This is a genomic window from Alphaproteobacteria bacterium, from assembly GCA_030740435.1.
Taxonomy (GTDB): Bacteria; Pseudomonadota; Alphaproteobacteria; order UBA2966; family UBA2966.
The window spans coordinates 26,578-38,174 of sequence record JASLXG010000145.1; the positions used below are offsets into that span (position 1 = coordinate 26,578).

10 protein-coding genes are annotated in these 11,597 nt (G+C 66.9%); 6 read left to right on the forward strand and 4 right to left on the reverse strand.

The window, feature by feature from the left end; all coding sequences use genetic code 11:
* Positions 1–27: 27 nt before the first annotated feature.
* Genes QGG75_14770 through bcrB form a run of 3 tightly spaced genes read left to right on the forward strand, consistent with a single transcriptional unit; the run spans position 28 to position 2,408 of the window.
* Complete coding sequence (locus QGG75_14770) at positions 28–201, forward strand: hypothetical protein (protein ID MDP6068494.1); 174 nt, start codon at positions 28–30, stop codon at positions 199–201.
* A gap of 13 nt (positions 202–214) precedes the next feature.
* Complete coding sequence (locus QGG75_14775) at positions 215–1,093, forward strand: MBL fold metallo-hydrolase (protein MDP6068495.1); 879 nt, start codon at positions 215–217, stop codon at positions 1,091–1,093.
* 19 nt (positions 1,094–1,112) lie between these two features.
* On the forward strand, positions 1,113–2,408 hold the full coding sequence (gene bcrB / locus QGG75_14780; GenBank protein ID MDP6068496.1) for a benzoyl-CoA reductase subunit B: 1,296 nt from the start codon (positions 1,113–1,115) through the stop codon (positions 2,406–2,408).
* Here the strand turns inward: bcrB and QGG75_14785 are convergent.
* Genes QGG75_14785 through QGG75_14800 form a run of 4 tightly spaced genes read right to left on the reverse strand, consistent with a single transcriptional unit; the run spans position 2,405 to position 6,934 of the window.
* Positions 2,405–3,661: a S41 family peptidase gene (locus QGG75_14785; GenBank protein MDP6068497.1), complete on the reverse strand. Its 1,257-nt coding sequence runs from the start codon at positions 3,659–3,661 to the stop codon at positions 2,405–2,407. The two genes, bcrB and QGG75_14785, sit on opposite strands and share 4 nt — an antisense overlap.
* 5 nt (positions 3,662–3,666) lie before the next feature.
* Complete coding sequence (locus QGG75_14790; GenBank protein MDP6068498.1) at positions 3,667–4,065, reverse strand: cobalamin-dependent protein; 399 nt, start codon at positions 4,063–4,065, stop codon at positions 3,667–3,669.
* A 7-nt stretch (positions 4,066–4,072) separates the two neighbouring features.
* Entirely contained in the window at positions 4,073–5,677 is a 1,605-nt protein-coding gene (locus tag QGG75_14795) for a methylmalonyl-CoA mutase family protein (GenBank protein MDP6068499.1), read from the reverse strand.
* Positions 5,678–5,704: 27 nt separating this feature from the next.
* Complete coding sequence (locus tag QGG75_14800; protein ID MDP6068500.1) at positions 5,705–6,934, reverse strand: response regulator; 1,230 nt, start codon at positions 6,932–6,934, stop codon at positions 5,705–5,707.
* A gap of 75 nt (positions 6,935–7,009) precedes the next feature.
* Here QGG75_14800 and QGG75_14805 point away from each other — a divergent pair, with 75 nt between their 5' ends.
* From QGG75_14805 to selB, 3 genes are all read left to right on the forward strand, one after another.
* On the forward strand, positions 7,010–7,639 hold the full coding sequence (locus QGG75_14805) for a class I SAM-dependent methyltransferase (protein ID MDP6068501.1): 630 nt from the start codon (positions 7,010–7,012) through the stop codon (positions 7,637–7,639).
* A 70-nt stretch (positions 7,640–7,709) separates the two neighbouring features.
* The gene (gene selA, locus QGG75_14810; GenBank protein MDP6068502.1) at positions 7,710–9,125 is read left to right on the forward strand and encodes an L-seryl-tRNA(Sec) selenium transferase; all 1,416 of its coding nucleotides are present in this window, start codon (positions 7,710–7,712) and stop codon (positions 9,123–9,125) included.
* Positions 9,122–11,062: a selenocysteine-specific translation elongation factor gene (selB, locus tag QGG75_14815; protein MDP6068503.1), complete on the forward strand. Its 1,941-nt coding sequence runs from the start codon at positions 9,122–9,124 to the stop codon at positions 11,060–11,062. The genes selA and selB overlap by 4 nt, the downstream gene beginning before the upstream one ends.
* Positions 11,063–11,597: the final 535 nt, after the last annotated feature.

Here is an 11,597-nt window from a genome sequence, read left to right on the forward strand (position 1 = left end):
TTAGCCGATTTGGCGTAGACTAAGGCCATGCTTGCCCAAACCCGCAGCGTCGGCCTTGCCGCCGTGGCTTTGTCCGCGGGCCTGCTCACCATGTGGGCGCCCGAGCTTTTTGTTGTCTGCCGCGATCTGCTGGGCTACCTCCTCGATACCTATTTCCTGGTCTTCCTCGATTCCGAGACCTCGCGGTTTCTCTGCTTCTGAGGAGCCCCCGGGTATGCAGCCGCTGGCCTTTGCCGACATTACAGTCGACCGCCTGGTCGAGGCCGAGGGGCCGGGGTTCGCGCCGGCCTATCTGCTGCCCGATTCGGAGCTGGAAGCGATCAAGGCCGAAGGCGATTGGCTGGAGCCCCATTTCTACGACCCCGCCCGCGAGCGCCTGATCCAAAGCCAGCACACCTTCGTCGTGCGCACGCGCCACCACACCATCCTGGTCGACACCTGCGTCGGCAACGACAAGGAACGGCCGTCGTCCAAGCCCTGGCACCACATGCGGACGCCCTATCTGGAAAATCTGGGGGCGCTCGGCGTGGCACCCGAGGCTGTCGATTTCGTGCTTTGCACCCACCTTCACGTCGACCACGTGGGCTGGAACACGCGGCTCGAGAACGGTCGCTGGGTGCCCACCTTCGCCAATGCCAAATACCTCTTCCACCAGGTCGAGTTGGCCTACTGGGAGGAACACGGCGATTATCTGGGCCCGGGCACCGGGGCCAGCGACGGCTTTTACGAGGACAGCGTGCTGCCGGTGATGGCGGCCGGGCAGGGGGTCAAGGTGGCCGGCGACCACGCCATCGACGACAATCTCCACCTCGAGGCGTTGCCGGGCCATTCGCCGGGCCACGTGGTCATGCACCTGGACGGCGGCTCCGAGCGGGCCGTTTTCAGCGGCGACATGCTGCACCATCCCATCCAGGTGGCCCATCCCGATTGGAACAGCCGCTTTTGCTGGGATCCCGAGATGTCGGCCGCCGCCCGTGCTGCCTTCGTCGAGCGCCATTGCGACAGCGGCACCACCATCCTGGCCGCCCACTTCGCCGCGCCCACGGCGGGCCGCATCGTCAGCGCTGGTCCGCGGCGGCGCTTCCAGGTCTGAGGAGAGATAAGGATAGATCATGCCAGAGCCCGCCAAAGCCACGGACGACGTCCGCAAGGAAAGCTCGATGCTCAAGCAAAAGGCCATGATCACGGCTAACCACCAGCGCCTGGGCCGGGCCCGCGAGGAGGGGCGCAAGGTGGTCTCGACCTTCATCCCGGGCAACCTCAACGAGCTCTTGATGTGCTTCGACGTGGTCTCGAACCTGCCCGAAGCCAACGCGCTGGCCAACGGCATGCGCCGGCGCAGCGGCGATCTGATCCGCGAGGCCGAAAGGTTCGGCCACTCGGAAGACGTCTGCACCTACGTCAAAGCCGACATCGGTATGTTTCTCGAGGGCAATTTGGGCCCCACCGGTGAGGCCCTGCCGACGCCCGATCTCTTGCTACTCTCCTATACCGGCTGCTTCACCTTCATGAAATGGTTCGAGCTCTTGCGCGACATGTACGGCTGCGAGACCAAAATGCTGCACGTGCCCTACCTGGGCGACGGCATCGTCACCCCTAGCATGCGCGAATACGTGGTGCGCCAGATAAAAGAAGAACTGATCCCGACCTTGGAGCGTATAAGCGGCGTCAAGTTCGACATCGACCGGCTGCGGGAACACATGCGCGAATCGGCCAAGGCCGAGGAAGACCTGGTCTGGGTGCTGCAATCGGCCCGCAACCAGCCCTCGCCGATCGACGCCTTCTTCGGCGGCGTCTATTACATCGGCCCCATCTTCACGGCCTTTCGCGGCACGCCTGAGGCCACCGACTACTACGCCGCGCTGCGCCACGAAGTCGAGGAACGCCAGGCCGCCGGCATGGGCCCGATCACGCCCGAGGGCGATATGGGCGAGGAGCGCTACCGCCTGGTCGTCGACGGCCCGCCGGCCTGGACCCATTTCCGCGAATTCTGGAAGATGTTCTACGACCAAGGCGCCGTGGTCGTGGCCTCGACCTACACCAAGGTCGGCGGGGTGTTCGATTTCGGCTTTCGCCACGACCCCGATAATCCCTTGGAATCGCTGGCCGATTACTGCTTCGGCTGCTTCGGCAACCTCAACATGGAACAGCGCACCGACATAGTCGAGAGCTACATGAACGACTACCAGGCCGACGGCTTTCTCATCAATTCGGTCAAAAGCTGCAACAGCTACGCCGCCGGCCAACTCCTCATCCTGCGCGAGATCGAAAGCCGCACCGGCAAGCCGGCCGGCTTCATCGAGACCGATCTGGTCGATCCGCGCTACTTCTCGGCCGCCAATATCCGCACCCGGCTCGAGAGCTACTTCGAGATGATCGACCAGAAGCGCTCGGTGGCGGCGGCCTAGCCCCCCGCCTTCGACTTGATGAAATGCAGCGCCGCGGCCAGCGCGGCGTCGCCGGCCAGCAGAATTTTTTGCTTGAGCGGCACCGTGACGTCGGGGGTGACGCCCAGGCCCTCGAACAGCGTGCCGTCGCTGGCCCGGGGCTCGCCGATGGTGTGCATGAACGAGGCGCCGTCGGGCAACTCGCGCCAGTTGGCCGCCAGCATGAAGCCAGGTGTCCGTTGGCCGATCACCAGCACCCGGCCCAGCACCTGCAAACAGCCGGCGAAATATTCGCTGGTCGACAGGCTCAGCGCATCGACCAGCACCACCACCGGGCCCGGGTAGCGCGACGTGGCCGGCTTCAGCGTCACCTCGACCTGGCGGTCGCACAGCTTCAGCGTCGAAAAAAGTGTCGGCCGGTCCAGCAGATGGCTGGCCATCAGGTGCGCGATCTTGAGGAAACCGCCGGGGTTGCCGCGAAGATCGATGATCAGGCCCGGCGCTGCGGCCGCCTGGCGCACGAGGTCGGCGAATGCCTTGTCGACCGGCGGCGCGAAGTGGTTGAAGCGCACGTAGGCGACGCCACCAGGCAAGCGGCTGGCCGAAAATTCGACAAAAAAGGGCGGCAGTGCCGCGCTGAAGACCTGGCCCCGGCCGCGCGATCGGCGCTTGAGAGTGGCTTCGCGCTGGGCCCCTTCGCCATCCAGATAGCGCAGCGTCACCAGGCTGCCGGGCTTGCCGTCGAGCTGCCCCAAGAGGTCGCTGGCGATGCGGTTGAGGCGGTTGGCGAGGTTGAAGGGTGGCACGAGCTCGCCTTGGGATCGTTTGACCAGATCGCCGACCGCTGTGCGGCCGATGCGCTGGATGACGTAGCCCGGCCGCAGGCCGGCCGCGGCGGCCGAGAATTTCGGGCCGACCTGGCTGACCACCACCCGGTCCTCCAGATATCGCACCGCCAGGCCGATGTGGCCTTCGGCAAAGATCGCCGGCACGCGCCGCTTGATCTCGGCCTTGTCGAGCACGATGAGGTGCGAGAGCCCGAGCTCGAAGAGCATGGCGTTGAGGCGGCGGTGGCGTTCCTCGCCGCTCTTGGCGGCCAGCACGGCGGTGCGGTGGCGCTCGCCGATGGCCTGCCAGTCGTGGCCGGCGAAAGTCGGATCGAAGTGGCTTTCGTTGACCGTGTTCCAGACGATGTCGAAATAGCGCTCGGCCGGCGAGGTCGTGACGCAGGCGGCCAGACCGGCCAGCACGATAGCCGCAATCCAGCGTCTCACGGGTACTACCCCCCGGCGATCTGGCTGATGCGCTCGACGATGCCGTCCGGCGTAGCCGTCGGGCCGAAGGCGGCGGCCACACCTTTTGCCAGCATCTCGCGCTCGTCCTTGGCGGTGATCACCGAGCCCCCCAGGATCACCGGGATCTTGGCTCCCTTGTCCGCCAGTTCCTGAAAAAGCTCGTCCATGTAGTGGATGTATTCCCAGGAATGGCAGCTCAGCCCGATGACGTCCACGTCTTCTTCCATGGCGGCCTGGACGATGGTCGGCGGCAGGTTGAAGCGCCCGGCGTAGATCACCTCCATGCCGGCATCGCGCAGGATACGGGCCACCGTCATGGCGCCCACTTCGTGCTGGTCGACGCCGAGAATGCCGATCAGGACTTTTATGTTTTTGGCTGTCATGACCGGACTACTCCAGCGGCGAGGTGGCCATGTTGTAGGGATCGTAATCGCCGCCGTAGGCCTGGCGCAGCACGCCGGCGATCTCGCCCATGGTGGCAGCGGCCGCGGTGGCGGCGATGATCTCGGGCATGATGTTGTGATCAAAATCCTCGGCCTGGCCGCGCACCTCGGCCAGCGTCGTGCGCACGCGGTCCATATCGCGCTGTTCGCGAAAGGCGATGATGGCCTCGATGCGGGTATAATCGGGGTCGATCTTGCGCTCGGCCACCTCCTTCAGCAGCCTGTCCTCCTCTTCCGCGATCTGGTGGCAGTTGACGCCCACCTGCATCAGGGTGCCGTCGTCGACCTGGGCGGCCCGGCGCTCCATGGCCTTGATGAAGAGCTCGCGGAAATAGCCCTGCTCGGCCAGCTCGGCGGCATCGCCGGCCGCCTCGATCTCCTCCACCATCTGCCAGATGCGGGCCTCCATGTCGTCGGTCAAAGCCTCGACAAAGTAAGACCCGCCGAGCGGGTCGGCGACTTGGGCAACGTTGGTTTCCAGCGCCACCACTTGTTGCGTGCGCAGCCCCACCAGATGGGCCTCGGGGCTGGGCGTGCGGAAGGCCTCGTCGAAGGTCGAGATCTCGATGGCCTGGACGCCGGCCATGGCCAGCGCCAGGGTCTGGGCCGTGCCGCGGGCGATGTTGTTGACGGGTTGTTGCGCCGTCATGGAAAGGCCCGAGGTGTGCGAGGCGATGTTGCAGGCCAGCGAGCGGGGATCCTGGGCGCCGAATTCGTCCTTCATCATGCGGGCAAAAAGGCGCCGGGTGGCGCGGATTTTGGCCACAGTTTCGAAGAAATCCATGTGGCAGTTGAGCAGGATGGCTATTCTTGGGGCAAAGGCATCGATATCGAGGCCGCGGGCCATCAGGTCTCGGGTGATGTGGCGGATCTCGACAAACGCCAGCGCCATCTCCTCGACGCCGTCGATGCCGCCTTCGGAGATGTAGTAGCTGTCCTCGAGAAAGGCGTGGAACTTGGGCATCTCGTGGGTGGCGAACTCGATGGAATCGCGCGAGAGCCGCAGCCTGAGCTTGACAGGCATGCCGATGAAATAGCCCGAATCGTCGCAATAAAGCGGTGTCTGGATGATCGATCCGCGCAAGCTCTTGGCCTCGACGCCCAACTCGCGGGCCGCCAGATACGTGCCGGCCATGGCGAAGGCGGCGGGCAACGACTGGCTGATACTGATGCTGTCGAGCGGTAGTCCGGAAAAAAGATCGACGTAGTCCTGCAGCCGGCAGATCGAAACCCCGGTGGTGCCGACGCCGTGCCGGGCCATGGGGTGATCGGGGTCGAGCAGGCTGACGGTGGGCATGTCGCCGATCACGTCGATGCCGGTCTGGCCCTTTTCCAAGAGGTACTTGAACTGCTCGTTCGAGCGCTTGGGGTCGCCCTCGCCGGAAAGCTCGCGGTGGATCCAGGATTTGCGCCCGACCTCGACGCGGCGGCCGCGGGTGAAGGGGTAGGTCCCGGGATCGGCCAGCTTCTGGTCATAATCGAAGCCCTCGAGGTCTTCGGGCCGGTAAAGCGGCTTCAGCGGCAGGCCGGCTTGGGTGCTGTGATCGGACATGGCGTTGCTCCGGTTCGGGAAGTCGTTTCAGATCGAGATCTTGTCGCCCTCGGTCGGCACTTTCAGTTTCGTGGCCGAGCCCAGTTCGTCGAGCCTGGCCAAAGCGGCCTCGCCCTTCTGGTCGATGGCATCGTCGTCCTGGTCGGGATCGTGGTGGAATAGGTAAAGCGTCTGCACCTCGGCCCGGTGGGCCAGCTCGACCACCCGGCCGACCGAGGAATGGCCCCAATCGACCTTGCCGAGATATTCCTCGTCGGTATAGGTGGTGTCGGTGATCAGGGCGTCGGTGCCGCGCACGAAATCGGCCAGGGTTGCCTCGTAGCGTTCGTTGTGCTGCGGCGCCTCGGGCAGGTAGAGCTCGTTGTCGGTGACGTAGCAGAGCGATCGGCCGCCGTAGTCGATGCGGTAGCCGAGACAGGCACCGGGGTGGCTCAGCAGCATGGTACGCACGCTGATGCCGTCGATCTCGTACTGGCCTTCCTGGAGATCGCGGAAATAGACCCGGGCGCCGAACTCGCGGATGGTGATGGGAAAATAGATGCCGTCCATCTGGGCCGAGATCATCTCGCGCACCGGCATGCCGCCCTGGTTGGGGCCGAGGATCTCGAACTCGCAGCCGGTGAGGTAAAGCGGCACGAAAAAGGGCAGCGCGTTGATATGGTCCCAGTGGGGGTGGGAAATGAATATCCGGCCCTCGACCCGGCTGCGCCCCGTCGCCAGCAGGTGGTCGCTGAGTGCCTTGATGCCGCTGCCGGCATCGAAGATGAAGAAGGGGCCGCGGGCGAACTCCAGCGTCAGGCACGAGGTGTTGCCGCCATAGCGCAAGGTCTGCGGGCCGGGCACCGGCAAGGTGCCGCGCACGCCCCAAAACGTGGTCTCGATGCGGTCGGTGACGATGCGCTCGAGCTCGGCCACGAAGGTCTCGGCCGAGATCGGCTTCTGGATGAAGCCATCGGCGCCGGACTTGAGGGCGCGCTTGCGGTCGAATTCGTAGGACTTGGCCGAAACCACGATCAGGCGGGTGTCGGCCAGCAGCGCTTGTTCGCGAACCTCCTTGCACAGCGTCAGGCCGTCCTTGCCCGGCATCATCAAGTCGACCAGCAGGCAATCCGGCCGCGCCGCCTCGATCGCCGCCAAGGCCTTCTCGCTGTCGGTCTCCGACGTCACGCGGTGCCCGGCCCCTTCGAGCAGCTTGGTGAGCAATTCGACGAAGATGAGATCGTCCTCGACGATGAATATGTTCAGGACATCGCTCATGACGGGGATTCCTAGCATCAACGGGCGGTCAAATCGACTTGTTCCCAGCCGCCCCCGGCCGCAGAATTCCCGCCCATGACCGAAGACGACGACGAAACAGCCGCAAGCAGCTTTTTCGAGCCCATGTACGCGGCTTCCAGCACCGAGGGCGAGGGCCTGCCTTGGGCCCACATGCAGGCCAACGGGCAGCTCGCGGAATGGCTCCGGGACCAGCCGCCAGGGAGTGGCCGCCCGGCCCTGGTGACGGGCTGCGGCCTGGGCGACGACGCCGAGGAGATCGCCCGCCGGGGCTGGGAGGTCATGGCCTTCGACGTGGCCGAAAGCGCCATCCGGCTCTGCCTCGAGCGTTTCCCCCAAAGCTCCGTCGACTATCGCATCGCCGATCTCTTCCGGCCGCCCGACGACTGGCGCGGCGCTTTCGCTCTGGTCTTCGACAACCGCACGGTGCAATCGCTGCCGTACGAACTGCAGCCCCGCGCCATGGCCGCCGTGGCCGGCCTGGTGGCGCCCGGCGGCACGCTGGTGGTGGTCACCGAGATCGTCGGACCCGAACACCTGAGCCAGGGCCCGCCCTACCGCATGCTGGCCGAATCGCTGGTGGCCTACGAAGCGGCCGGCCTGGCGCGCCAAAGCTGGGACGAGGTTCCCCACCGCGAAGATCCCCCCTCGCGCCACGCCCGGGTGGTTTATGGCCGCTCGAGGTAACGCGATGGTGTTGGGGGGGCGCGCTCTTTGGCGCTAAGCTAAGGCCCCCCGCAATCATGCCACCGCTTCCATGCCGCCAGCCAAAGCCTCGCCCCAGGCCGCCATTCCCTCCGTTGACCGCGTGCTCGGCCTGGCCGGGCTGGCCGACGCCATCGCCGCCCATGGCCGGCCGCTGGTCACCGATGCCGTGCGCGCGGCCTTGGCCGATCTGCGCCGGCGTCTGGCCGACAAAAAAACCGGCGAGCCGGCGGCCGAGGCAGCCATCATCGCCGACGTACTGGCGCGCCTCGAAGCCCTCAAGCGGCCGCCGCTGACCAGGGTCCTCAACCTCTCGGGCACCATCATCCACACCAACCTGGGCCGGGCCCTGCTGCCGGCCGCCGCGGCCCAGGCCATGGTGGCGGCGGCGACCTCGGCGGTGGATCTGGAATACGACCTCGGCAGCGGCCGGCGCGGCGATCGTGACAGCCGGCTCGAGGGCTGGCTCTGCCGCCTCACCGGCGCCCCGGCGGCGACCGTGGTCAACAACAATGCCGCCGCCGTGTTGCTGGTGCTCGACAGCCTGGCGAGGCGCAAGCAGGTGCCGGTATCGCGCGGCGAGCTGATCGAGATCGGCGGCTCCTTCCGTTTGCCCGACATCATGGCGCGTTCGCATTGCAAGCTGGTCGAAGTGGGCACCACCAACCGCACCCATCTCGGCGACTTCGAGGCCGCGCTGGGGCCGCGCACCGGCTTGGTGATGAAGGTCCACACCAGCAACTACGTGGTCGAAGGTTTCACGGCCGCCGTGGCGGAAGCTGACCTCGCGAAACTCTGCCGGGCCCACGGCATCCCCTTCGTCGTCGACCTGGGCAGCGGCACGCTGGTCGACCTAGCGCGCTACGGCTTGCCGCACGAGCCGACACCGGCCGAGGCCCTGGCGGCAGGGGCCGACCTGGTGACGTTCTCCGGCGACAAGCTGCTGGGCGGGCCCCAGGCCGGCATCATCGTCGGCCGAGCCGATCTTGTCGCCAAGCTGAAGAAGAACCCGCTCAAGCGCGCCTTGCGCATCGACAAGATCAGCACGGCGGCGCTGGGGGCCGTGCTGCCGCTTTACGCCGATCCCGAGCGCCTGCCCGAGCAGCTGCCGGCGCTCGGCTTCATGATCCGGGCCCAGGCCGACATCGAGGCCCAGGCGCGCCGCCTGGCGCCTCGGCTGGAGACGGCCCTGGAGAAGATCGGGGTCAGCGTCGCCCCCTGTTTGAGCCAGATCGGCTCCGGCGCGCTGCCCGACAAGGCACTGCCCAGTTGCGCCCTGGTGCTCAAGCCCGACGCCGGCTCGGGCCAGGCCCTGGCCCGCTTGGCGGCCCGCTTTCGCGGTCTGGCCCTGCCCGTCATCGGCCGCATCCAGGACGGCGCGCTGTGGTTCGATCTGCGCTGCCTCGACGACGAAGAAGGGTTTTCGACCGGCCTCGCGGAACTCGCCACCGGGGCGGCGAAAAAATGATCGTCGCCACCGCCGGCCACGTCGACCACGGCAAGACGCTGCTGCTGAAGGCGCTCACCGGCGTCGATACCGACCGCCTGCCCGAGGAAAAAAAGCGCGGCCTCTCCATCGATCTCGGTTTCGCCTTCCGCGAGCTGCCGGGTGGCGACATCCTCGGCTTCATCGACGTGCCGGGGCACGAACGCTTCGTGCGCAACATGCTGGTGGGCGTGGCGGCCATCGATTTCGTGCTTTTCGTGGTGGCGGCCGACGAAGGTCCCATGCCCCAGACCGCCGAGCACCTGGCGATACTGGATATTCTGGGCATCGAACGCGGCGCCGTGGCGCTGACCAAGATCGACCGGGCCGAGCCCGAGCGCATCGCCGAGGTGACCACCCAGGTGCAGGAGATCCTGGCCCCCACCAGCCTGTCCGGGATTCCGATTTTCCCGCTCTCCTCTCTCTCCGGAGAGGGCGTCGAAGCTCTCAACGGACACCTCACCGAGACGGCGCTGGAGATCCCGCCGCGCCCGGCAGGCGGCCGTTTTCGCCTTGCCGTGGACCGCTGCTTCACCATCTCGGGGGCCGGGTTGGTGGCCACGGGAACGGTCTTTTCCGGCACCATCGGGGTCGGCGAACGGCTGCTGCTGTCGCCGCCCGGCATCGAAGTCAGGCTGCGCAGCCTGCACGCCCAGAACCGCGACAGCCAGAGCGGACGGGCCGGCCAGCGCTGCGCCCTCAACATCGCCGGCAACGTCAAGCGCAGCGACGTGCAGCGCGGCCAATGGCTGCTCGAGGCCGCCGTCCACGCCCCGGTGCGGCGTCTCGACGCCCGCTTGAGGGTGTTGCCGGGAGAGGCCAAAGCGCTGCGCCACTGGACGCCGGTGCACGTCCACATCGGCGCCGCCGATGTCACCGGGCGCCTGGCACTGTTGCGCGACCGCAGCCTCAAGCCGGGCCAGACGGCGCTGGTGCAACTCGTGCTCGACCACCAGATCGGGGCACTGAGGGGCGATCACTTCGTGCTCCGCGACCAGTCCGCCAAACGCACGCTGGGCGGTGGTATCGTGCTCGATCCCTTTGCGCCTGCCCGCGGCCGGGCGCGGCCCCAGCGCCTGGCCTATCTCGAAGCCATGGAGCGCGAAAGCCCGGGCGAGGCGCTCAAGGCGGCACTGGCCGCCCGGCCGCGCGACGGTGTCGACCTGGACCGCTTCGCCCGGGCCTGGAACCTCACCGCGGCCGAGGCCGAGGCGCTGGGCGACCGGGCCGGCGTCGTCGCCATCGGCGGCGGTGGGGGCGGCAACGACGCCATCGGCCTCGACAGCGGCCACTGGGAGAGCCTGCGGGCCGCCGTCATCGGCGCCCTGCGCCACTGGCACCGGCAAAAGCCCGACAGCGCCGGGCCCAGCGAGGTGGCGCTGCGCCTGGGCATCGACGAGCCCGTCGGGGCCCGCGTCTTTGCCGCCCTGATCCGCGATCTGGCGCGGCAAAAAGTTCTGCTGCGCGACGGCGCGGCGCTGCGCCTGCCCGACCACCGGCCGGAGATGTCGGCCCCCGATGCGGCGCTTTGGCAGCGCCTCGAGCCTTTTTTGCAGGAGGGCGGCGTGCGGCCGCCACGGCTGCGCGAGGTGGCGGCCGAGCTGGGCATCGATCTCAAGGCGCTGACCGGCTTTTATGGCCGGGCGGCGCGCCAGGGCCTGTTGCTGCCGGTGGCCGACAACCGCTATTTCCCGCCCGCCGCCGTGGCCGAGTTGGCCCGCATCGCCGAGGATCTGGCCGGCCGCAGCTCCGACCAGGCCTTCACGGCGCGGCAATACCGCGACGCCGCCGGCATCGGCCGCAATTTGGCCATCGAGGTGCTGGAATACTTCGACAAGGTCAAGTTCACCGCCCGCAGCGGCGACAACCGCCGCCTCCGCCGCCCCGCCGCCGAGCTCTTCCCGGCGGCCGGGGAATGACAGGACCGATGCAACGCGGTTGCCGCCGCGCTCACGCCCCTCTAAGCTGAGAGCGTGTTCAACGAACGAAAGGAGGTGATCCCATGTCGAGTGAATTGCGAGCCCCAGAGCTCAGCCTTGGTGTCCGTCGCCGGCAGCGGAGCAACCTCTTCTCCGGAAGCTGACACCGGATCACAAGATCAGGGCTGAACTTGGGCCCATTCACGGAAAGGCGGCCATCCGGCCGCCTTTCTTTTTATCTCTGTGCGGCCTCGGGCCGCCTTTCATTGTGATCCGGTGGGAAATGCGGGCTATTTGAACGCCGCGGCCAGCATCTTCTCGACCAAGGTGTGGGCCTTGGCCGCGGCAGCAGATGACATGTGGCAGCTGGCATCGTCTCCATAATCGGCGTCAAAGTGGCCTGCCCCCCGAAAACTGGTCCAGCCCGGATGTTAGGATTGGGTTGGCTTGAAGGAGGGCAAAATGGCGAAGAAGAATCACACGGTTGAGCAGATTATCGGCAAGCTCCGCGAGGCGGAGGTCCGGCTAAGCCAGG